The organism is Flexithrix dorotheae DSM 6795 (genome assembly GCF_000379765.1).
Lineage (GTDB): Bacteria > Bacteroidota > Bacteroidia > Cytophagales > Flammeovirgaceae > Flexithrix > Flexithrix dorotheae.
Map to the genome: position 1 here is coordinate 199,560 of NZ_KB903465.1, position 22,986 is coordinate 222,545.

Sequence of the window (22,986 nt, forward strand, 5' to 3'; positions counted from 1 at the left end):
CATGTTAAAAAATTTCTTCATAATCGCATACAGAAATCTTTACAGACAAAAGATTTTCAGCCTGATTAATATTTCCGGTTTGGCACTTGGTCTGGCTTGTAGTCTGGTCATCTCTCTTTGGCTAAACGATGAAATTAGCATGGATAAATTCCATAAAAACGGAGATAATATTTATAGAATAATGTTCAATATGCATTATCCGGGGGGCGGAATCAATACCTGGCAAACTGCACCCTATCCATTGCAGGAAATACTTAAAAAAGAATACCCGGAGGTGGATAAGGTATCTTTCGTTACGAATTCAGAGCCCGGATTATTCTCGGAAGGAGAAGAAAACTACAGAGAAAATGGAATTTATGCGGGTAAAGATTTTTTCAAAATATTTAGTTTCCCTCTTATTCATGGTAATAAAGAAAGTGCCCTTTCAGAAAAATATAATGTGGTCATTTCTGAAAAATTTGCCCAAAAACTATCAAAAGGCAATCCAGTAGAGGCGCTTATCGGAACAAATATCCAGTTCAATCAAAAAGATAACCTGAACATTTCAGCTATTATTAAAAATCCACCAAAAACGTCCTCCCTTCAGTTTGATTATATTTTAACAATGGACTATAATATTGAAACCAGACCATGGAACGAAGAATGGGGAAATTACAATAATCCCATGTTTATATTATTAAAGGAAGGCACTGAAAAAGAGGTGTTTAATAAAAAAATTGAAAGCATCATCAAAGAACATCGGGAAGATAATGAAATGGATAGTCATGCCTTTGTTTATCCTTTCGAAAACCTTTACCTGAAAGGAAATTTTGAGAATGGAAAAAATGTAGGCGGACGAATAGAATATATCCAAATTTTTTCTGTAGTAGCTTTAATGGTCCTTTTGTTGGCTTGTATTAATTTTATGAACCTGGCCACTGCCAGGGCAGCCCTACGAGCCAAAGAAGTAGGAATTAAAAAAGCCATTGGAGCAGGGAGAAAATCACTGGTTTTTCAATTTCTGGGAGAATCTCTTTTCCTCACCTTTCTGGCCATGCTTTTGGCAATCATACTTACCTATTTCCTTTTACCAGTTTTTAATGAACTTACCCAAAAACAACTCACACTAGAATTCCTGGACACTAAATACTGGATTGCAGGAATTGTAATTTGGGCAGTTACCGGAATTATTTCAGGTTCCTATCCTGCATTCTTCATTTCTGGTTATCAACCAGTTAAAGTATTAAAAGGTAATAGTTCCCAAAAATCAGGGGCTGGCTTTTTAAGAAAAGGCCTTGTGGTTATGCAATTCTTCTTATCCATTGTGATGATCATTGGTACTTTGGTGGTCTATCAGCAGGTGATCTTTATCATGGACAGGAACTTAGGACTCGAAAAAGAAAATCTGGTTCTTTTCCCCATTTATGGCAATGCCTACGAACATTATGAAACAATCAAAAACAATCTTATTAACCAAACGGGAGTATTGAGTGTAACCGCTGCCAATTCGAATCCTATTAGTGTTGGTAGTTCAGCCGGAGGTATAAAATGGGAAGGAAAACCCGATAACCTGGAGGTAGAGTTCAAACATATCTGGACCGACTTTGATTTTGTAGAAACCATGGGAATGGAAATGGTAGCAGGAAGAGCTTTCTCAAAAGCATTAAAAACGGATTCTTCAAATTACCTGATTAATGAGGCCTCTGTAAAAGCAATGGGACTGGAGAATCCTATAGGGAAAGAATTAGATATGTGGGGCAAGAAGGGACAGATTATTGGTGTCATTAAAGATTTTCACTCAGGATCTATTTACTCAGAAATCCAGCCGCTAATTGTTCGAATAGACCAGGCCCATTGGCAAATTATTGTTAGGCTTGCAGCTGGTCAATCACAGGAGGGTATTAGTGCATTGAAGGGAATTCAGGAAGCATATTTCCCCTCCTTCCCTTTTGAGTACAAATTCCTTGATGATGAATATAATAAACTATACCGAACAGAAACCATAATGAATAAACTGGTCAGCTACTTTGCCTTTCTGGCCGTTTTTATCTCCTGCCTTGGATTGTTGGGTTTAGCCACTTTCAATGCCCAGCAACGGGTGAAGGAAATAGGCATAAGGAAAGTACTGGGTGCAACCATTCCCAGCATTCTGGTGCTTTTATCCAAGGAATATTTAAAACTGATTCTGATTGCCTTTATCATAGCCATTCCGGTAGCCAATTACTTCCTGAGCGAATGGCTGAGTGAATTTGCTTTCAAGATTGATTTGGAATACTGGTACTTTGCCGTACCGGGAGTTTTGGTAGTTTTATTGGCAATACTGGCGGTAAGCGGACAAAGCCTAAAAGCCGCCACCACCAACCCGGCCAAGTCTTTAAAAAGTGAGTGAGGAAATATTAATTTATTTATTATTATTTCAAGTAAGGATTTTCTTCAGTGACCCAGTTTTTTCAATTTGATCCATTCTGGCTTAAATATTAGTTTCATTCGTAAATCTTTGCTCCGACTGCAGACCCAATATTGGCAAGAATATTAAAAACAAAAAAATTAAGATAATATTCTTAGATTTTGAGTCTGTTTTTAATCAAACTTTCTAAAAAATTGTAGTTTTATAAAATCTTATAGGATAAAAAGTGGAAATTTTTATTTTAGATTATTTAATGTGGTTTTTAAACCGTACCTTTAGCGCTCATTTTAATTTATAATCATGAGTAAAGGAACAGTAAAATTTTTCAACAATTCTAAAGGTTACGGATTTATCACTCCAGAAGAAGGTGGTAGAGACGTTTTTGTGCACATCAATGGTTTAACTGATGACATAGCTGAAGGCGATAAAGTAAGCTATGACGTGGAAGAGGGGAAAAAAGGATTGAACGCAGTAAATGTAAAAGTAATCTAGTAATTACAGTTATAAATTTACACCGGTAAGCCTGTCATATCCAATATGACAGGCTTTTTTATTCCCGCAATTTCTCCTCATGACCAAATCAAATATTGAAGACCTTCCAGAAACTTTTTCCCTGATCAAGGAAAGACTGTTTAAGCAATACCCACAGTCTGTACAAAATCTGATAATTGAACAGGAAAGCAGGGAATACGAAGCCCTAAATTTCGAATTAAAAGGATTTAAGATCCTTTACAGAAAAGCTAAAATTACTCCGACTAAAGCAGGACAGTTTGTAACTCTTTGGAAAAGGACAGAAAATGGCCCGATTGCCCCATATCACCTCAATGAGCATTTTGATTTTGTCATTATCGCCACCAGGAAAAATGATTCCCATGGACTTTTTCTATTCCCTAAATCTATTTTGGTAAAACAGGGTATAATATCCACACCAGCCAAAGAAGGGAAAAGAGGATTTCGGGTTTACCCACCCTGGGATATTACTACGAACAAACAAGCACAAAAAACTCAGGAATGGCAATTACAGCATTTTGTTGATTTTGGTAACCAGATTGAACAAGAAGGTTTGAAAATGCTACTTTCTTAAAATTTTACTCCCACTTCAATAATTCCCCAATCACTATAAACTTCACCAAATCAGGCATTTCCTCAATTAACAACACATTATAAACTTGCGGATGACTCGTATTTTGTACATCAAAAACCAAGTTTCCGGAACTGACTTCAATTTTTCCTTCCCCCTGCCGAATCCGGGCATTCCCAATCTCAGTTTCGTTCCTTTTCATTTTCACTTTATCACCTTCTCCCAATTTTATTTCATAAGGATTTTCATTTTCTTCATTGTCACTGATTTTTATTTTGGTTGAGGAAATCTTGATTTTCCAAAGCAAATTTCCACCCGGACCTCGAACTTTAAAACCGTCATCCCCTATTTTCACTTCTGCCAATTGCGCATTATCAGAATCATAATATTTTCTTTTTTCTCCCTTCAATTTGGAAGTATACAGATTTCCTTTCCACTCAAAACTGATTTCGTTTCCCAAAACCAATTCACAACTTTCATTTTCTTTTTTATTTTTAATGAGGATATTTTCTACCACCGGAGCTTCCGAAACTGGTACTGTAGCCGAATTTTCAGATGTCCTTTCCGTTTTGTTTTCCGACTGACAAGCCGAAAGAAGAATAAAAGCAACTATAGATATTACTGATAATTTTAAAGCCGAACAAATAAATTTTCTCATGGTTGATTATTAATAATATTCTGATTATACCGGATTGCGGTATTTGTTAATAAAAGTACTCTATTTTTCTTTCTTTGCAGGGTCTTCTCTTCAGGGAGACCCTGCAACTTGGCAGAGTGCTAAACTGAACGCAGGGTCGCCAAAATGCAGACCCTGCTGAGGCGTCCTTTAACTATTTTTAGGATCACAGCAATATGTTAAAATCGGAAAATTTCCAGATAGTTTGCAATTTCTTTTTCAAGGGTAAATTCCCTTCCTATTAAATTACTCAAAGATTTTCCACTTTCCAATAATTGTACTTTAGTTGACTGAAGGAAATTCACCAAAACCTTTGCACATCCCTGAATATCACCAGGATGAAAAAGCCAGTCAGAGAAATCTTTTTCCAAAACATCCTTCATGCCATCCACATTAGAAGCCAACACAGGAACTCCCAAGGCCCCGGCCTCCAGCAAAACATTCGGCATGCCATCGTAAAAAGAAGGGATGGCTATGGCATCACAGGCTGGATAATAGCTCAGCAATTCAAACCTGTCGAGAAAAGGCAAAATGGTGTGGCTGATTTCCTCCTCTACCAGTTTTTCCTGTATAGCCTCATCCAGTTCCCCCACTATCATCAGATGAAGGTGATCTTTTTTTCTGGAAAACTTTAAAGCCTCAATGAAAAAGGCTATCCCTTTTTTGGATTTCAAATGTCCAAATAAACCAATCACTTTTTTATCCTCTTCTACCTCCTGCAATTTCCATTGTTCTGCCTGGTAATAATCACTTTTTAAAGGTTGCCAGTCTTCCAGTGATATTCCATTTGGAGTATAAACCACATTCAGGTTTTCATAGGTTTTCCCAATTTTTTGGGCTTTATCTTTACTGACTACACAATTACAAACAGCCTTCTCCAATGCCTCTTTCAATAAAAGTTGCTTTCTTGGGGCAAATATGGCATGATCAAAATCATTCCCTCTGATCATAGTCACCAAAGGAATTCCGGACCATTTTGAAAAAACAGGACCACAGGCAATTGGCAAAAATCCTCCAAAGGCTACCAAATGGGTATAATCCTTTAAAAACCCCGGACGGGAAAAATAATTCCACAAACGATTAAAGGTATGCGAAGTGTCCTCTTCCATCGGACAGGCCAGATACAACCCGTTTTGTTGAACTTCAGGTTCGAATGGCTTTCTTCGGTTGGTAAAATGGATGATGTCTACTATAATCCCGGCATTTCTTAAACCACTGGTAATCCGATCACAGGATTGTGCCATTCCACCCCGACTTGGATAATAATTTTCGGTAATCCACAACAGACGAATTTGCTTTTTCTCTTCCAATTTTGTGTCATTAGTGTTGAAGTCTCAAAAATTCACAAAATTTTTGGAAAATACAGATTTCTACGAAAAATGCTATCAATTATCTGGATGGATATTGGAAGCAGCAATTTGATAAATGGGAATTCCCCTATCCACAAAAATTGTATCCCCGGCTTCGGCTGTACACATGATTACCTTGCCATATTTTAGTTTGTTTTTGATGGCAGCCTCATCAGGCAAGTGAGCTTCAAACCCGTTATGGTAATAGTAAAAATGATAGGGATTTTGTTCAGTTACCACTTTAAATGTATTATCCTTTAGATAAGAAAAAACAGTTCTGTCTTCCTGGAGTATAAAGAAACATCCTTCTGACACATATTTTTTCAGCACTTTTTCATCTTCCCTAAAAATTTCCGGATTTATTTTAAGCTTCATTCCCCTTTCCATTCCCAACAGATGGCTGGACATAATTAGTCCGGGAGAAGCAGGTCTGGATTTCGTCTTTAATTCAAGCACATACTGGCAAACCGTAAATTTAAAAACTTCCAGCTCTTTCCTTTCCTCTTCAGTTAATTGAATCTGATCAACAGGATATTCTGTTTCCGGATTGCCAAATCCGGTATTCAGGTAAGTATATTTTAAGGATTCACCAGACCAGGCCCGTAAATCCTTAACGGCTACTTCCTGGCTATCAGCTTTGAATGCCCTTATTAAAGCTTCATAATAAAGCGTTTTCATCAATACCAGTTTCCCGTATTTTTTAGCCATTTTCCCTCCCCCATTGTAAGCCGTAATGGCCTCACTTTTTGTGGCATTTGAATAACCTTTTTCCAAAATCAGAAAGTGGTAAATGAATTCTATCATGGCCCGCTGGTTATAAAAATGATGATTCCCTTTTTCATCGAAATAAATCAGCTTATTAAACAAAGATTTATTCGCAGAAAAACTGGTGATGAACTGAGCTGAAGGCCGATAAAGCTGGCACATCCCAATACTAAGCCCTCCATCCCCTGTAATATCTCTCATATAAGTTTCGTGGGCAAGCAAAGCCAGAATCATAGACTGAGGCGGGCAAAGTTTTGTTCCATAAGTTTCTTTCATCTGGTGGGCCACAATCATCAGTTCATAGAATAAATCGATGGATGGAATCCAGCAAATACTTTTAAAAGTATGACCAAACGGTGATGGATTAATTACGTTTACTTCATGATCTTTTTCGGTAAGCCTGAGCAACCCATGAGGCAGACGATCTTCCTTAGGCACCTTTCTAAAGTCTAATGATTCATTCTCCCAGAAATAAATTTCCTTGATAATTCGATGCTGCCTGGCCGGAAAAAATTCAGAGAAATTATTGATTTGGCAAGCTTTCAACTCGGCTTCTCCCAATGAAATTTCATTGGAAAACTCTGGGTTAAATGAGCTCATACCAGTTGAGAGCAGTATGATAAACAAGCTGGCTAATATGATGCGCTGTCGCATAATAGTAATAGTTTCAATTTATCTTAAACGAATCCCTAATGGGATTTTATAGTTATGGTAGTTGCTATTGGGGTATAATCAAATTAGTAATTGACCTGTATAAAACTGATATTGAAGGCGACTTTATGCTAGATAAGAAGGATATGAAATGTTGGTAGTCTGTTAAGATAGTAAATATCAGAAATAATTAAAAAATGATTGACTGAATTTTAAAGTGTTAACTAAATAAGGGTTAAATCTTTAAGGGTAGGGCTGATTTTATTTGACTTCTAATAAAAATCAGCAACCACACTTTATGAAGACAAATCTACTTTTATGCCTGTTTTTATTTGTTTTTGGAATTTTAACAACCTTTGGTCAGGATTTATCTCAACTGAAGCAAACCTTTGAAAAACCTTCCCTGGGCATCAGTATCAATCAATTCCAGCGGGATTTTGGAGTTGGTTTAATTTATACTTCAAAATATTTTGGCAACAAAAGTAAAAAAGCCATCAAAGCGAGCTACAATTTTCAATATCTGGAGCATGTAAATGATAATGCTCAAACGGTTTGGACAAACTATAGTAATGCAAAACTGGGGCTGGTCCTTGCCACAAATCCAATCCATAATTTTTTCAGGTATTACGGAGAACTTGGAGGTATTCTAATTTTACCTAATTCCCAATTTTCGGATGAATCGGTAATTCCGGGAGCCTATGGACTTTTTGGTTTTGAGTTTTTATTTTTAAATGAAGATAGACTTTCCAAATCTATTTTTATTGAATTAGGAGCAATGGGCACCGGTGCTACTGCTGAAAAAGTCTTAAATGAACCTATTTATTCCAATGGTTTTTCTATAAGTGTTGGATTTAGGTTATTTCCCAAAAACAGTAAAAATGAGTGATCAGGCTCCATCTTCGGTGGTTAAAATCTGGGAAGAATTTTTAAAAGATTTCCCCAATTTACAAAATAAGCATTTACCTGAATACTGGTACTTTTGCGATAATCAAAAGGATGCGGACGAATGTGCCTACCTTGTGGTAAAAGGCATTAAAAGAGCAACTTCTACTTCCTTGTGGTGGTTTCAAAAGAACAAAGCTCAATTACCTGTCCCGGGAGATTTAGCCATTATTACCGATTGGAATAAAAACGCAAAGGCCATTATTGAAACAATTTCCGTTCAGCAAATTCCTTATCATAAAATCACAGCCGAACATGCAGCAATCGAAGGAGAGGGAGACAAATCATTGGCCTATTGGAAGAAAGTGCATTGGGCTTATTATTCCAGAGAAATGGCTCCGTTTAGTGAGTCTCCTTCGGATGATATGATCATTATCTTTGAACAGTTTAAATGCATTTTCCCGGCAACAAATTAATTTCCTGAGATATTCCTCATCCCACTTTTCCTTCTAAATGTTAAACAGAAACCGGATCTGTTTTGGGAAAATACCGACCTTTTGTTTTGAAAGAATTAAATACTTCTATAAAAACTAAAAGGGGTTCACTTAAACAATTTTTTTGAGCTTATATTTGCGGCTTGAAAACGGGAAAATTCTATCCTCCTAAAAACCAAAAACAACCTAGGTAAACAAGTTGTTTTATAAAAGAAGACTTGTTTCAATATTACCTGTTAAAACACAAGCAATTAGCACAAAAAAGACACAAATGAAAGCACTCAATTTGAATTATTTTGATCAGTTTGAAAACCGGCATAACAGTCTGGAGGCAGATGAAATTCAGGAAATGCTGAATGCAGTGAAGGCGGAAAGTCTGGATGAATTAATTGAACAAACTATACCTTCTAAAATCAGGTTGAAAAAACAACTGGATTTGCCTAAGGCAAAAACAGAGCATCAGTTTTTAAATGAGTTTAGAAAAATTGCTTCAAAAAATAAAATCTTTAAAAGTTATATCGGGCTGGGTTACCACGATTGTATTACCCCTCCGGTAATTTTAAGAAATATCCTGGAAAACCCCGGGTGGTATACTGCTTATACCCCCTATCAGGCAGAAATAGCTCAGGGAAGGCTGGAAATGCTTTTAAATTTCCAAACTCTGATAACAGATCTCACTCACATGGATATTGCCAATGCCTCTCTTCTGGATGAAGGAACCGCTGCAGCTGAAGCCATGAGTATTTTTCAGGCCTTTAGCAGCAGAAAGAAAAAAGGAGCTAATAAATTCTTTGTTTCTGAAAGTTGCCATCCACAAACCATCGATGTGCTCAAAACAAGAGCCAGACATATCGGAATCACATTGGTGACTGGAAATCACCAGGAAGTAGATTTAACTAATCCTGAATTGTTTGGTGTATTGGTGCAATATCCGCTTTCAGAGGGAAATGTAGTAGACTATACCAATTTTATTGCCGCAGCTCATGAATCGAATGTATTGGTAGGCGTAGCTGCTGACTTATTGAGTCTTACTTTATTAAAAGCTCCCGGGGAAATGGGTGCCGATGTAGTAGTGGGTTCTGCTCAGCGTTTTGGCGTTCCATTGGGATATGGAGGTCCTCATGCCGGATTTATGGCGGCAAGAGAAGAGTTTAAAAGATTGTTACCTGGAAGAATCATTGGTGTTTCTAAAGATGTTGATGGAAATACAGCCTATAGAATGGCATTACAAACCAGAGAGCAACACATTAAAAGGGAAAAAGCCACCTCTAATATTTGTACTGCACAGGTACTTTTGGCAGTAATGGCTTCTGCCTATGCGGTATATCATGGAGCCAATGGGTTGAAATCAATTGGAGAAATGGTATATGGCTTAACCCGATTGCTGGCAATTTCCTTAGGCAAACTAGATGTTAAAGTCATCAATGAGCAATATTTTGACACGCTACAAATAGATTTAAATGATGGAGACAAAGTGGCTTCACTTCAATCATTGGCAGAAGAAAGGGGAATTAATCTCAGGTATTTACCAAATGGCACTGTGGGCATATCTTTAAATGAGGTAACCAGAATTGATGATGTAGCAGAACTTGTTCAGCTTTTTGCGGATACATTAGCTAAGAAAGTGGATTTCAACCTTCAGGAATTGGCCACTCAAATTACTTCCGGAATTGAAGAAAATTTACAGCGAAAAACCGAATACCTCACTCATCCGGTATTCAATACACATCATTCGGAGCATGAAATGTTGCGATACCTGAAGCAACTGGAAAATAAGGATTTATCTCTGGTTCATTCCATGATTTCTTTGGGATCATGCACTATGAAACTAAATGCCACCACTGAAATGATTCCGGTAACCTGGCCGGAAATTGGAAAAATCCATCCTTTTGTCCCCTTAAATCAGGCAGAAGGCTATCAGGAAATCATTGGTGATCTGGGCAAATGGCTGGAAGAAATCACAGGATTTGCCGGAATTTCCTTCCAACCCAATTCAGGTGCTCAGGGAGAATATGCAGGTTTATTAGTAATAAAAGCTTATCATGAAGCAAAAGGAGAAGCGCACAGAGATGTGGTGATTATTCCTTCTTCTGCCCATGGAACTAATCCGGCAAGTGCGGTAATGGCTGGAATGAAAGTGGTAATCACCAAGTGTGATGAGAATGGCAATATCGATCTGGATGACCTGATGGCAAAAGCCGAAGCCCACAAAGATGATCTTTCTGCTTTAATGGTCACTTATCCTTCTACCCACGGAGTATTCGAAGAGGAAATTATTGAAATCTGTAACATTATCCATAACCATGGAGGAAGAGTTTATATGGATGGTGCCAATATGAATGCACAGGTAGGATTGACAAACCCTGCTAATATTGGAGCAGATGTATGCCATTTAAACCTGCATAAAACATTCTGTATTCCACATGGAGGTGGTGGTCCGGGAATGGGCCCTATCGGTGTGGTAGAAGATTTGGTTCCTTTCCTTCCAGGACACGTAGAAGTTAAAACAGGCGGGGAACAAGCTATTCATGCGGTCTCTGCAGCTCCTTGGGGAAGTGCAAGTATTTTACCTATTTCCTACGCCTACATTGCCATGATGGGCACACAGGGATTGGAAAATGCCACTAAGCATGCCATTCTTAATGCCAACTATATGAAATCCAGATTGGAAAGTCATTATCCGGTTTTATTTACTGGAAAAAATGGTAGAGTAGCTCACGAGATGATCATTGATTGCCGGGCTTTTAAAGCTTTTGGAATTGAAGTAGAAGATATTGCCAAGCGGTTAATGGATTATGGTTTCCATGCACCTACAGTATCTTTCCCGGTAGCTGGAACCCTGATGATTGAACCCACAGAAAGCGAAACCAAATCAGAACTGGACCGATTCTGTGATGCTATGATTGCCATTAGAGAGGAGGTAAATGAAGTGGAAAATGGTACAGCCGATAAATTGGAGAATGTATTGAAAAATGCACCACATACGGCTAATATGGTAATGTCAGATAATTGGGAAAAACCTTATTCCAGGGAAAAAGCGGCTTTCCCACTGCCCTATCTTTCCCAAAATAAGTTTTGGCCGAGTGTAAGAAGAATTGACAATGCCTTTGGGGACAGAAATCTAATTTGCAGCTGTTTGCCGGTAGAAGATTTTATAGAAGAGCCTGCTTAATAGTTTCAAATTTTAATAAGCATTGTGCGGCCATAGGAAAAAATTATTTTCCTATGGCCTTTTTCTTTGCAAATTTCCACCGGATTTTCCTTCTATTTTATCCTTAATTTATCCCCCACCTGATGTAAGTATTTGGTAAAAACCCCGTTATACCAACATCTTCTCAAAAGGCTTTTTCCTTAAGAACCAAGTATTTACAAAAGGATGATTTTTTTTACCAAAACAATTGATGAGCAAATCAGAATATATTTCTACAGTTTCATCATTTTCCTATTTTTATTCTCCTGTACCAACCAATCACAGAAGGAGGTTCCAAAACTAAAAAAGGGAGTCATTAATCTCCAAGAGTGGGATTTATTGGAGAAGGGAAATGTAAAATTAAATGGTGAATGGGAATTTCATTGGAAAAAGCTGATTGGTCCTGAAAATAAAGATGAAGTTGCCTCCAATTCGGGATACATAAAAGTACCCGGAGAATGGGATAAAAAAGAAATAAATGGAGAAAAACTTTCGGGTGATGGATATGCAACTTACAGAGCAAAAGTAAAACTACATCCAAATAACCGATACATTGGGCTCTATATTGACATGCCAAGTACCGCATTCCAATTATATGTAAATGGGATTCATTACGGAAGTGCGGGAAAAATAGGAAAGGACAAAGCATCTACAACTCCTTTATTTAAAAAACATCTGGCTAAAATAATTTCAGAGGAGAATGAGTTGGATATTGTCCTTCAGGTTGCCAATTTTCATCATCTTTCGGGTGGGTTGCGCACAGAAGTATTGCTGGGGGAAATGGAAACGCTGGAAAACAGCATTGAGATGGAAAACACGTGGGTCATTATGATCCTTGGGAGTATTTTTATCATGGCTTTTTATCATTTGGGAATTTTCATTTTAAGGAAAAAATACCATACACCTTTATTTTTCAGCTTATTTTGCCTTTGTATTTCTATACGAATTGGGGTTATTACCGAACCTTTTCTTACTTACTTTTCTTCCTTAAACTGGCTGGTAGGTATAAAAATAGAATATACATTTTTCTATTTGTCCCTTCCGGCATTTGCATGGTTTGCCCTTGCCGTTTTTAAAAATGAAGTCAATAAAAAAATTGTCCTGATTTTAACTTATATAGGTGGAGCTGTAGCACTTACAACTGCCTTAACCAGCCCAAAGATTTTCAGACTGGTTTTAGTTCCTTACCAGATTTTGATTATTATTTCCTGCATATATTTTATCTTCTGCATTGTAAAAGCCATTAGAAATAAAAGAGAAGGATCAGTCACTTTTTTACTGGGTTGGGGGATTCTATTCTTTACAATTTTTAATGATATCCTTTATACAAACAATGTTATAGATACCGCAAACCTTGTGTCTTTTGGTTTATTTATACTCATTTTCTCTCAGGCTTTTGTCCTTTCTTCACGATTTACAAATGCCTTTGAGGAGAATGAAATACTTACAGAAGAACTGGGAAATACCAATAAAAACCTGGAGCTGAAGGTAGAAGAGCGAACCAAAACATTAAAAGAAACCAACCTTTCTTTAGGCAAAAAAAACAAACAAATTACAGAAAGTATTCAATACGCCAGTAAAATACAAAATGCCATTTTAACAGATACACAATTCAATAAGGATGATTCTGTCCCTGAGTTTTTTGTATTTTTTAAACCAAGGGATATTGTTAGCGGGGATTTTTACTGGATCAAGCAGGTTGGAGATTCTATTTTGTTTGTGGCTGCAGATTGTACCGGACACGGAGTACCCGGAGCATTTATGAGTATTTTGGGAATTGCCTATCTCAATGAAATTGTATCTGCAAGTCAGTACAAGAGGCCTGATATAATTTTAAACGAACTCAGGGATAAAATTAAAAAGTCTTTGAACCAGACTTCGGAACTTGGTTCCAATAAAGACGGGATGGACATAGCCATTTGTGAAATTGATCTTAAAAACAAAAAACTGAAATTTGCAGGAGCTTATAATCCGCTTTATCTAGTCAGAAATAAGGAATTGTTGAGATTAAGGGCAGATAAAATGCCTATTGGTGTACATAAGGTAGAAGATCCATTTACCCATAAAGAAATGGACCTTGAGCAAGATGATATGATTTATATATTCTCAGACGGATTTCAGGATCAGATTGGGGGAGCACAAGGACAGCGGCTCATGGCCAAAAAATTCAAAGAATTGCTCCTTGAAATCCATAAAGATTCAGTGGAAGAACAAAAAAACCACCTCGATCATTATTTCAATCACTGGAAGGGAGACTATAAGCAAATTGATGATGTGTTAATTCTTGGCTTAAGAATAAATGAACTCGCTACAGGGAATAAGCCGATTTCTGAAGCAATTACAAATATAGATGCAGAGTAAAAATTCACTTCTGTACTAAACCAAAAAAGCCCTTCTGTTATTGCAGAAGGGCTTTTAAATTCAAAAGTAGTAATTTTCTAGCCTAGGTATTCCGAGAGTAATCCGCTTCTTTCTCTTCCTCTTAATTTCTTGATTGCTTTCTCCTTAATTTGTCTTACACGCTCTCTAGTTAAACCAAGTTCTTCGCCAATTTGTTCCAAAGACTTAGGATGATCACCACCAATTCCAAAAGACATTCTTAAAACCTGCTGCTCTCTGCTGGTAAGCGTAGAAAGAGCTCTTTCAGTTTCAATTTGTAAAGAATTGGTATAAGCCAGATCCTTATCAGTGGTATCAATGTTTTTGTTTTCCAAAACATCAAGCAATGAATTACTTTCTCCATCCTGAAAAGGCGCATCCATTGAAAGTTGTTTTGAGCTTAAACTTAAAGTATTGGTAATATCATTTGGCTCCATTTCTAGAATATCAGCAAGTTCTTCTGCTGTTGGTTCCCTTTCATATTTTTGTTCAAGCTCTGCAAATGTCCTGTTGATTTTGCTTAATGCTCCTGTTCTGTTTAAGGGTAACCTTACAATTCTGGATTGTTCTGCCAATGCCTGCATAATGGATTGTCTGATCCACCATACTGCATAAGAAATGAACTTAAAACCTCTGGTTTCGTCAAATTTTTGAGCCGCTTTTACCAATCCCAGATTTCCTTCGTTGATGAGGTCATTTAATGACAAGTTTCTGTTTTGGTATTGCTTCGCTACTGAAACAACAAACCTTAGGTTAGCTTTTGTAAGTTTTTCAAGGGCTACTTCATCTCCTTTCTTGATCCTAACTGCTAGCTCTACTTCCTCTTCTGGAGTCAAAAGCTCCACTTTGCTAATTTCGTTAAAGTATCTTTCCAGAGATTGACTTTCCCTATTGGTAATAGTCTGTGTAATTTTAAGTTGCCGCATTATCTAAATATGAATTTTTAAGTTACAATTACCGATTGAATTAGTTAATAAAAAATTATAGGGAATCACACCACTCATTTTTGTGAGTGCAGGTATGATGCTAAATACATTGTTTTGTGAGAGAGTCTCAATCATCCAATTGATCATAGATCAAAATTTCAACAAACGGGGATAGTCGCCATAAATAATCACGAATTATTTATTGGCTTAAGAGAGTTTATCTTATGTGACGGAAAAAAGGTAGTAGTTATTATGTAATATTAGTGCTCCTTGTTGCTAGTTATTAAAGCTAAATAGTATATGGGTGATTGTTATTTCATTTTCATATTTCTCCTTCTCTTATCTGTCAACTTCCTGCCTTCTGGATATATTTATCTTTTCTCCCCAAATTCTACAATAAATACCAGGAGGCTCACAAAGGTACAAAGAAAATAGAACGCAAGTCAAGTTTAATTGTAAACTTTTTTAGAAAAAAATGATTTTTTTTAAGTTAAATTGAAAAATAATGTTATATGCAGACCAATCTTCTAATGATTCCATTACTTTCTTGAGCATTTTTCAATCGTCCTTCAGCGAACAAAATTGCCCGCTGGCGGACATTACTACCTCATCTTGCACCACATTCAAACCAACATAAATAACTGAAAAACAATCACTTAAATCAATGGTATTGATATTGTAATTGTTTATTGTCAATTATTTAGAAACGCAGTAAGGATTCCCCAAAAAATTCAATGGGTTGAAGCCTGGGATTTGAAACCCTCCAACCCTTTTTGCATCCCGAATTTTTATATTACTACTACCCTGTTTCATTTGCTTATGTAAGAATTATGCTAAAAAATTACCTAAAAGTCGCCTTAAGAAGTCTGAATAAAAATAAAATTTATGCAGTCATCAATATTCTGGGCTTATCTGTTGGTCTGGCCTGCTGCATATTAATATTGCTCCATGTGCAGGATGAATTATCCTACGATAAGTTTCACAATAATTCTGAAAACATTTACCGGGTTGCACTCGAAAGAAAATACCCTAGCCATTCCACCCACTATGCCGTTATTCCCCACTCTTTTTCAAAAGTGATAGAATCTGATTACCCGGAAGTGGAGGCGGCTGCCCGATTGTTTTATTTTCCCGGAAACACTGTTTTCAGGTATGAAGATGAAAAAGGTAATCTCAATATTTTTGAGGAGAAAAAATTTGTGCAGGCCGATTCCAATTTTTTCGACATCTTCTCCATTCCCATCATTAAAGGAAATAAGAATGAAGTACTGAAAAACCCAAATGCTGCAGTACTCACCCAGGAAACAGCTAAAAGGTATTTTGGGGATAAAGATCCCATAAACAAGGTCATCAAGACTCAAAATGCAGAATTTATTGTAACAGGGGTTTGCGAGAATGTTCCTCCAAACAGTCACCTTGATTTTGATATCCTTGCCGGTGTAGCCGGCAATCAATTCCTTCAGAATTTAAATTTCATTGGTTTTTCTGCCTACACCTATGTGGTTTTGAAAGATAAATCTTCTCCGGAAAAACTGGAAGCAAAATTTCCGGAAATGGTGCTAAAATATGCCGCCCCACAAATTGAGCAAAATACGGAAATTTCTTATCAGGCTTATCAGGAGGCTGGTAATGGTTACCGGTATTTTCTACAAAACATCCAGGACATTCACCTGAAATCCCAGCTTGAAGCAGAAATGAAGGTAAATGGTTCCATGTCTATGGTTTATATACTCATTTCCATAGCCCTTTTTATTTTAATGATCGCCTGTATCAATTTCATGAATCTGACTACTGCCCGATCCTCCGAAAGAGCCAAGGAGGTAGGGGTAAGGAAATCATTGGGTTCTTTTAAAAAGCAACTCATTTTTCAGTTCCTCACCGAATCCGTTTTAGTCAGCCTCATTAGCCTGCTCATTGCCTTTGTGATCATTAGCATGGTGCTCCCTGCATTCAACAGCCTGGTTCAAAAAGAACTGGTACTCGACCTCAATAACTGGGATTATATCCTCTTCTCCATTGTTTTTTCTTCTTTCATTGGTTTAATCGCAGGAAGTTATCCTGCTTTTGTCATTTCTTCCTTTAGCCCTGTAACCATTCTGAAAGGGAAAATTATCAATTCCGTAAAAGGCGCCTGGTTACGAAATGGATTAGTGATATTCCAATTTTCTATTTCCATTATTTTAATTGCAGGCACCTTAGTAATCAATGATCAACTGGAATATCTTTTTGATAAAGACTTAGGATTCCAGAAAGATAATATGATTGTAGTAGAAAGAGCTTTCGCACTTCAGGATAAACTCGAGACTTTCAAAGACCAGGTCAGAAACATTGCCGAAGTAGAAAACATTGGCTCCACTACATTAATGCCGGGGAACGATCAGTTTTTTGGAAGCCTGTTCACTCCGGAAGGGAAAACCGAAGCCTTTACCACCAAAACCATGGTAATTGATGAAGATTTTGAAGAAACCCTAGGATTTCAGATTGTGGAGGGCCGGGATTTTTCCAAAGCTTATAATGATTCTGCCACCATTCTCCTCAATGAAAAAGCCGTACAGGTTTTGGGAATTGAGAACCCTGTTGGGTCAAGGCTCTCTGTCAGGCAGGTCAATGTAGATGTAAACCCAACCTACACCATAGTTGGTATTGTAAAAGATTTTCACTTCCAGTCCCTGAAAGATAACATCAGTCCCCTTGCCATTTTAAGTACTGATAATCCCAATCATCCTCAAACTGGTTTTTTAGTCGTTAGAGCAGGAAATGCGGATTTGAGCAAAATTATCAATCATGTAGAAACCCTGTGGACAAAATTTCTTCCAGAAGAGCCATTTACCTATTCTATTTTCGAAGAAGATTTGATGCGGCAATACAAGCCGGAAAATACTACTTCAAAGGTTTTTGCCATTTTTTCTGCCTTGGCTATCCTAATTGGTTGTGTAGGTTTGTTCGGGTTAGCCGCTTATACCGCAAGCAAAAGAACCAAGGAAATCGGGGTACGCAAAGTTCTGGGAGCAAGCGTCTTTTCTGTGGTATTTATGCTTTCCAAAGAATTTACCAAACTCATTCTCTGGGCAATGGCCATAGCCACACCTGTGGCTTATTTCCTGATGGACTGGTGGTTACAAGAATTTCCCTACAAAATTAAACTGGGAATAGGCGTATTTGTCATTTCAGGAATCACAGCCCTGATTGTAGCCTGGTTAACCGTGAGTTACCAGTCTATAAAGGCTGCCATTAACAATCCTGTAAAATCATTGAAAGTGGAATGAAAAGAAGTGCTCTATTCTGGCACTTCCGCTTTTTCTTTTTTCAGATTGCCCAGCGGGAATAAATAGGCTACAGAAAAATTAATCACCTGATTCTGAGAGCCTAGTGGTGCTCCCTCCGATTCTCTGTCAATAATATTATTGAGCCCCATGGTGCCCCGGCCTTCAAACTGGAAAGTCCCTTTCAACATATCAATAGTTAATCCCAAGCCCACAGTTACTCCAAATTCTACCGGCTTGGCAGTACCTTCATCATAGGGATAAGTTGGTTCCAAAACTGTTGACTGGTCGGCTCTTGTATCATTCGTAGTATTAGAAGCTGAAAGCAGATAGCTCAAATGCGGTCCAAAATTCAAAAAGTATTTAACCCGTTTTTTCCCCACAAAAATATTGGTAAGGATGGGAAAATCAATGTAATTGTAGCGCATGGTAAATGAAAGATTGGGATTGATTTCACCATTAGTACTCCGAGTCAATTCTGTCCAGCCTTTTTGAGAATAATTAAGCTCCGTTTGCAATCCTACATTAGGATTTGCCGAAACTTTTAGTATTACCCCACCCAAATACCCGGTTAATGTAGTCGCTGTATTTAGATTGGGGTCAAGCACTACCTGCGAACTATTATACCCCCCTTTCAGCCCCATCCATACTTGTGCCTGCAAACTCAATGCACTGCATAAAAACATTGGAACCAATAATAGTAAACAGCTTTTTTTCATATATTTAATAATTCTAATTCTGTAAAAAAGTGAAGTATTTTCTGATCGGTTAAAACAAATTCAATTCAAAATTATCTCATCTAACTCTGCTGAAAACACATTTAATCTATAATAATTTGACTGACCTTTTATATTAATTATTTTGCAGGTAAATAAAATCCCAAATCAAAACACCTCATTTTTCACCTACTTTTTGAAATAAAATTAAGATGCACAAAAATAACTTTATTCATGGCAATCCCCTTATTTTTTTAATTTCAGTACTTTTTTTTAGTCTTATTTCACTTTTTGGTTATGCACAAAGTGAAAATTCCTTAAAAATTGCCAAAGAAATTGAAGCCTCCTTTCAATCAGAACTTCTCGAGAAATGGTACCCATTGTGTATTGATAAGCAAAAAGGGGGATATTTTTCGAATTTTACCTCCGACTGGAAAAAGGGAAATTCACAAAATAAAATGCTGGTTACCCAATCGAGACATATCTGGACTACAGCAAAAGTGGCAAGGATGTACCCCGATAAAAAGGAAACCTATACCACCTATGCCGCCCATGGAGTGAAATTTCTTAAAGAAAAAATGTGGGATGAAAAATTTGGAGGATTTTACATGATGGTAGATCGCAACGGAAAAACACTTCCTGATAATTATAAAGATGAAAAAAGAGCCTATGGAAATTCTTTTGCCATCTATGGGCTGGCCGCCTATTACGATCTGACCAAAGATGAAAGCGCGTTGGAATTGGCCAAAAAGACTTTCTTATGGATGGACAAAAACTGCCATGATGATGAATACGGAGGGTATTTTGAGCAGCTCAACCGGGACGGCTCTCCCATTGAAAAAGGGGAAAGCGAAATGTTTGATAAAGTAGCCTATCGCAAAAAAGATTACAATTCCTCCATTCATATTCTGGAGGCTTTTACAGAGCTTTACATGGTCTGGCCTGATGAACACCTAAAAAAAAGATTAGCTGAAATGCTGGAAGTCGTGAGGGATAAAATCGTAACCAACAAAGGTTACATGCTTATGCTTTTTCAACCAGACTGGGCTTATATTCCCTTTACGGAATATAAGGTATCAGAAGAAAGGAAATATGTATTTGATCACGTTACAGCCGGTCATGATGTAGAAACAGCTTTTTTAATTATTGAAGCCAGTCACGCCCTTGGTTTGAAACACGATGAGAAAACAATGAAAAAGGCTAAACTTATGGTGGAACATTCCATTCAGAATTTATGGGATAATGAGCTGGGAGGATTGTATGATGAAGGATATTATTTTGAAGGGAGTGATACCATTACCATCCTGAGTAAGGGGAAAAACTGGTGGGCACAGGCAGAAGCCATGAATGCTTTCCTTTTAATGGCCAAACTCTACCCGGAAGAAGAAGACAAATATTTCCAATTATTTGAAAAACAGTGGAATTACATCAAAAACTACCTGATCGACCATGACTATGGAGGGTGGTATGCCAGTGGAATTGACCAACATCCGGAATACCAAAAACGACCCAAAGCCTCCATTTGGAAAGGAACCTATCACAATGCCAGAGCCATGATGGGATGTATTAAAATGCTGAAGGAAGGAGATTAAAAATTAATTTCAAATTACAGCATAATAAAAGGTTCATTTCTTATTAAAATGTGATGGTAACCGTAACTTTGACCTTGAAGGAAAAAACGTCTCTTTGTTTTCAGGGAGGATGTTAGAAGATTGCGTTTGTAACGCGATTTTAAATTCACAGGCATTTCAAAACCCTTTCTCATCACCTATGGTAAAAAAATTAATACAATTATTACTTGGCATTTTGTTATTCCACATTGTAATTGTATTGTTCAATACCTTTACCTTCAAATCCAAACAAATTAAGGTGGAATCTTTGCCGCCATTTGAGGTCAATAATTCAGCCGTTCAAAACTTTGCCAGTACCTTAGCTTTTAAAACAATTTCACAGGATGAAGATGGACAATTTCATCCGGAAGCTTTCTCTGCTCTGAGAAACTTTCTAAAAAGCACCTACCCATTAATCGATCTTTATTTACAAAGGGAACTGATCAATGAATACAGTTTGCTTTACAAATGGAAAGGGAAAAATCCTGACCTCAATCCGGTCATATTTATTGCCCATCAGGATGTGGTTCCGGTAGAGTCCACAACATTGGAAAAATGGAAGGTGGCGCCATTTACCGGAGAAGTGAATCATCAATATATTTGGGGAAGAGGCTCACTCGATATGAAAGTAGTGTTGGTAAGTCTGATGGAAGCCATAGAGCAACTTTTGCAAGAAAACTACCAGCCGGAAAGAGATATCTACCTGGCTTTCGGACATGATGAGGAAATTGGCGGAGAGAATGGTGGAAAAAAAATAGCGGAAGCATTGGAAAAAAGGGGGATTATGGCAGAATTCATCATGGATGAAGGGGGAGCCATGTCCCAGGGTTTAATTCCCAATATTGATTTGCCGGTAGCTATGGTAGGCATTGCCGAAAAAGGGTATTTAACGTTGGAACTTCGGGTAGAAAATATAGAAGGCGGACATGCGGCTAAACCCACTAATGAAACTGCCATTGGTATTCTTTCCAATGCCATTGTGAAATTGGAAAATAACCAGATGCCTCTAAAAGTATCCCAACCGCTTCGGGAATTAGTAACCGCCATGGGACCGGAAATGCCCTTTCTGGAAAAAACTGTTTTTGCCAATCTCTGGCTTTTTGAGGGATTTATTCAGGACTTTTATGCAGATGATCCCGGTGGCAATGCCGTACTGAGAACTACAGTGGCACCTACAATTTTTCAAAGTGGTTTGCAGGATAATATTCTCCCTACAGAAGCCAGAGCAACCGTAAATTTTCGTATTTTGCCAGGAGAAACAGCCGAGGAAGTGCTGGAACATGCCAAAGCTGTAATTGCCGATAAAAGAGTAAAAATTATTCCCGGAAGTTTTGTAGCAGAACCATCCCCTGTTTCAAGTACCCAATCCAAAGGATTTAAAACCATTTCCAAAACCATTCGCCAGCATTTTCCTGAAACCGTAGTTGTGCCATTTTTGGTAATTGGAGGAACTGATTCCAAACATTTTTATAAAGTCACCAAAGACATTTACCGCTTTCTGCCCGTAAAATTTGGAGAAGGCGATTTACAAAGGATTCACGGAATCAATGAGCGGATAAGCATTGAAGCATACAAACAATGCATCAGGTTTTATTATCAATTAATTAAAAATATTGATGAAGATGAAAGCAATAACCCTTAAAAGTTTTGGTCCTCCTGAAAATATGGCGATAGGAGATTGGGAAAAACCAATGCCCGGTCAGGGAGAAATTTTAGTAAAAGTACATGCTACAGCTGTAAACCGGGCCGATACGCTGCAAAGACAGGGGAAATACCCACCACCCAAAGGCGCCTCGGAAATTATGGGTTTGGAATTGGCCGGTGAAGTAGAATCATTGGGTCCGGATTGCAAAAAGTGGAAAAAAGGAGATTTTGTTTGTGGGTTATTGCCCGGAGGAGGCTATGCCGAATATGCGATTATCCATGAAAATTTAGCCTTGCCCATTCCAAAAGGATTAACAATTGCGGAGGCAGCTGCCATTCCTGAAGTTTTTCTCACGGCCTTTCAGGCAATTGACTGGCTGGCCAAATTAAAACAGGGAGAAAAAATATTGATTCATGCCGGAGCAAGTGGAGTCGGTACAGCAGGTATCCAAATCGCCAGAGAGAAGGGAGCAGAAATTTTTATAACCGCTTCAGCCGGGAAACATGCAATTTGCCAGCAATTGGGCGCTAATCATACCATTGATTATAAATCAAAAGCATTTGAGGAAGAAGTACATAGGTTTACACAGGGTAGAGGGGTAAACGTAATTGTAGATTTTATTGCCGCCCCCTATTTCCAACAAAATCTGAATGCCCTTTCCTTTGATGGCAGAATGGTTATGTTGGCTCTCATGGGAAGTCCAAAGACCAATTCCATAAATCTTGGCCCAATATTGAGAAAAAGACTGAAAATTATGGGATCTACTTTGAGGGCAAGGACATTAGATTATAAAATCAGGCTCTCAGAAGATTTGAAAAATTTTGCCTGGCCATTATTTGAATCAGGAAAATTAAAACCTATTATTGATACGACCTTTAGCTGGGAGGATGCAGCTGAAGCCCATCATTATATGGAAGCTAATAAAAACACGGGAAAGATAGTATTGAGAATTACCTGATATTCAAGGAATGAA

General features: G+C 37.6%; 16 protein-coding genes. 11 read left to right on the forward strand and 5 right to left on the reverse strand.

The annotated features are described in order from the left end of the window. The first annotated feature begins 1 nt into the window (after position 1). From A3EM_RS0127755 to A3EM_RS0127765, 3 genes are all read left to right on the forward strand, one after another. Entirely contained in the window at positions 2–2,368 is a 2,367-nt protein-coding gene (locus A3EM_RS0127755; protein ID WP_020531520.1) for an ABC transporter permease, read from the forward strand. A gap of 318 nt (positions 2,369–2,686) precedes the next feature. Then, positions 2,687–2,878: a cold-shock protein gene (locus A3EM_RS0127760; protein WP_020531521.1), complete on the forward strand. Its 192-nt coding sequence runs from the start codon at positions 2,687–2,689 to the stop codon at positions 2,876–2,878. A gap of 79 nt (positions 2,879–2,957) precedes the next feature. Then, positions 2,958–3,470, forward strand: a complete 513-nt coding sequence (locus tag A3EM_RS0127765; RefSeq protein ID WP_020531522.1) for a MepB family protein — start codon at positions 2,958–2,960, stop codon at positions 3,468–3,470. 4 nt (positions 3,471–3,474) lie between these two features. Here the strand turns inward: A3EM_RS0127765 and A3EM_RS0127770 are convergent, their stop codons facing one another. From A3EM_RS0127770 to A3EM_RS0127780, 3 genes are all read right to left on the reverse strand, one after another. Then, positions 3,475–4,125 carry a hypothetical protein gene (locus A3EM_RS0127770; protein ID WP_020531523.1) on the reverse strand — a complete coding sequence of 217 codons (651 nt, stop codon included), beginning with the start codon at positions 4,123–4,125 and terminating at the stop codon, positions 3,475–3,477. Between the two features lie 197 nt (positions 4,126–4,322). Continuing rightward, entirely contained in the window at positions 4,323–5,453 is a 1,131-nt protein-coding gene (locus tag A3EM_RS0127775) for a glycosyltransferase family 4 protein (protein ID WP_020531524.1), read from the reverse strand. 75 nt (positions 5,454–5,528) lie between these two features. Further along, on the reverse strand, positions 5,529–6,911 hold the full coding sequence (locus A3EM_RS0127780) for a hypothetical protein (RefSeq protein WP_157638120.1): 1,383 nt from the start codon (positions 6,909–6,911) through the stop codon (positions 5,529–5,531). 295 nt (positions 6,912–7,206) lie between these two features. Here A3EM_RS0127780 and A3EM_RS0127790 point away from each other — a divergent pair, with 295 nt between their 5' ends. The 4 genes from A3EM_RS0127790 to A3EM_RS0127805 all read left to right on the forward strand — a co-directional run bounded on the left by A3EM_RS0127790 (position 7,207) and on the right by A3EM_RS0127805 (position 13,835). Next, the gene (locus A3EM_RS0127790; protein ID WP_020531527.1) at positions 7,207–7,794 is read left to right on the forward strand and encodes a hypothetical protein; all 588 of its coding nucleotides are present in this window, start codon (positions 7,207–7,209) and stop codon (positions 7,792–7,794) included. Then, a complete protein-coding gene (locus A3EM_RS0127795) occupies positions 7,787–8,266 on the forward strand; it encodes an ASCH domain-containing protein (protein WP_020531528.1) in 480 nt (159 codons plus the stop codon). The genes A3EM_RS0127790 and A3EM_RS0127795 overlap by 8 nt, the downstream gene beginning before the upstream one ends. A 289-nt stretch (positions 8,267–8,555) precedes the next feature. Next, positions 8,556–11,456, forward strand: coding sequence for an aminomethyl-transferring glycine dehydrogenase (gene gcvP, locus A3EM_RS0127800; RefSeq protein ID WP_020531529.1), 2,901 nt, complete (start codon positions 8,556–8,558; stop codon positions 11,454–11,456). A gap of 204 nt (positions 11,457–11,660) precedes the next feature. Then, positions 11,661–13,835, forward strand: coding sequence for a PP2C family protein-serine/threonine phosphatase (locus A3EM_RS0127805; protein ID WP_020531530.1), 2,175 nt, complete (start codon positions 11,661–11,663; stop codon positions 13,833–13,835). A gap of 77 nt (positions 13,836–13,912) precedes the next feature. On the opposite strand, the gene A3EM_RS0127810 is transcribed toward A3EM_RS0127805, so the two are convergent. Continuing rightward, positions 13,913–14,779: a sigma-70 family RNA polymerase sigma factor gene (locus A3EM_RS0127810; RefSeq protein WP_020531531.1), complete on the reverse strand. Its 867-nt coding sequence runs from the start codon at positions 14,777–14,779 to the stop codon at positions 13,913–13,915. 830 nt (positions 14,780–15,609) lie between these two features. Between A3EM_RS0127810 and A3EM_RS0127825 the strand changes: the two genes are divergently transcribed. After that, positions 15,610–18,045 (forward strand): ABC transporter permease, encoded by a 2,436-nt coding sequence (locus A3EM_RS0127825; protein WP_020531534.1) that lies wholly within the window; start codon positions 15,610–15,612, stop codon positions 18,043–18,045. 11 nt (positions 18,046–18,056) lie between these two features. Here A3EM_RS0127825 and A3EM_RS46345 read toward each other — a convergent pair whose 3' ends face one another. After that, the gene (locus tag A3EM_RS46345; protein ID WP_020531535.1) at positions 18,057–18,761 is read right to left on the reverse strand and encodes a porin family protein; all 705 of its coding nucleotides are present in this window, start codon (positions 18,759–18,761) and stop codon (positions 18,057–18,059) included. Positions 18,762–18,970: 209 nt separating this feature from the next. Between A3EM_RS46345 and A3EM_RS0127835 the strand changes: the two genes are divergently transcribed. The 3 genes from A3EM_RS0127835 (at position 18,971) to A3EM_RS0127845 (ending at position 22,971) form a co-directional block, all read left to right on the forward strand. Further along, positions 18,971–20,350, forward strand: a complete 1,380-nt coding sequence (locus A3EM_RS0127835; protein WP_020531536.1) for an AGE family epimerase/isomerase — start codon at positions 18,971–18,973, stop codon at positions 20,348–20,350. A gap of 178 nt (positions 20,351–20,528) precedes the next feature. Continuing rightward, complete coding sequence (locus A3EM_RS0127840) at positions 20,529–22,010, forward strand: M20 family peptidase (RefSeq protein ID WP_020531537.1); 1,482 nt, start codon at positions 20,529–20,531, stop codon at positions 22,008–22,010. Further along, positions 21,991–22,971, forward strand: coding sequence for an NAD(P)H-quinone oxidoreductase (locus tag A3EM_RS0127845; RefSeq protein WP_020531538.1), 981 nt, complete (start codon positions 21,991–21,993; stop codon positions 22,969–22,971). Before A3EM_RS0127840 ends, A3EM_RS0127845 begins: the two co-directional genes overlap by 20 nt. Positions 22,972–22,986 lie beyond the last annotated feature (15 nt).

What these genes read in the sequence shown, in the direction of transcription:
- A3EM_RS0127755 (WP_020531520.1), top strand. Translation starts at nt 2, where the DNA reads ATGTTAAAAAATTTCTTCATAATCGCATACAGAAATCTTTACAGACAA.
- A3EM_RS0127760 (WP_020531521.1), top strand. Translation starts at nt 2,687, where the DNA reads ATGAGTAAAGGAACAGTAAAATTTTTCAACAATTCTAAAGGTTACGGA.
- A3EM_RS0127765 (WP_020531522.1), top strand. Translation starts at nt 2,958, where the DNA reads ATGACCAAATCAAATATTGAAGACCTTCCAGAAACTTTTTCCCTGATC.
- A3EM_RS0127770 (WP_020531523.1), bottom strand. Translation starts at nt 4,125, where the DNA reads ATGAGAAAATTTATTTGTTCGGCTTTAAAATTATCAGTAATATCTATA.
- A3EM_RS0127780 (WP_157638120.1), bottom strand. Translation starts at nt 6,911, where the DNA reads ATGCGACAGCGCATCATATTAGCCAGCTTGTTTATCATACTGCTCTCA.
- A3EM_RS0127790 (WP_020531527.1), top strand. Translation starts at nt 7,207, where the DNA reads ATGAAGACAAATCTACTTTTATGCCTGTTTTTATTTGTTTTTGGAATT.
- A3EM_RS0127795 (WP_020531528.1), top strand. Translation starts at nt 7,787, where the DNA reads ATGAGTGATCAGGCTCCATCTTCGGTGGTTAAAATCTGGGAAGAATTT.
- gcvP (WP_020531529.1), top strand. Translation starts at nt 8,556, where the DNA reads ATGAAAGCACTCAATTTGAATTATTTTGATCAGTTTGAAAACCGGCAT.
- A3EM_RS0127805 (WP_020531530.1), top strand. Translation starts at nt 11,661, where the DNA reads ATGATTTTTTTTACCAAAACAATTGATGAGCAAATCAGAATATATTTC.
- A3EM_RS0127810 (WP_020531531.1), bottom strand. Translation starts at nt 14,779, where the DNA reads ATGCGGCAACTTAAAATTACACAGACTATTACCAATAGGGAAAGTCAA.
- A3EM_RS0127825 (WP_020531534.1), top strand. Translation starts at nt 15,610, where the DNA reads ATGCTAAAAAATTACCTAAAAGTCGCCTTAAGAAGTCTGAATAAAAAT.
- A3EM_RS46345 (WP_020531535.1), bottom strand. Translation starts at nt 18,761, where the DNA reads ATGAAAAAAAGCTGTTTACTATTATTGGTTCCAATGTTTTTATGCAGT.
- A3EM_RS0127835 (WP_020531536.1), top strand. Translation starts at nt 18,971, where the DNA reads ATGCACAAAAATAACTTTATTCATGGCAATCCCCTTATTTTTTTAATT.
- A3EM_RS0127840 (WP_020531537.1), top strand. Translation starts at nt 20,529, where the DNA reads ATGGTAAAAAAATTAATACAATTATTACTTGGCATTTTGTTATTCCAC.
- A3EM_RS0127845 (WP_020531538.1), top strand. Translation starts at nt 21,991, where the DNA reads ATGAAAGCAATAACCCTTAAAAGTTTTGGTCCTCCTGAAAATATGGCG.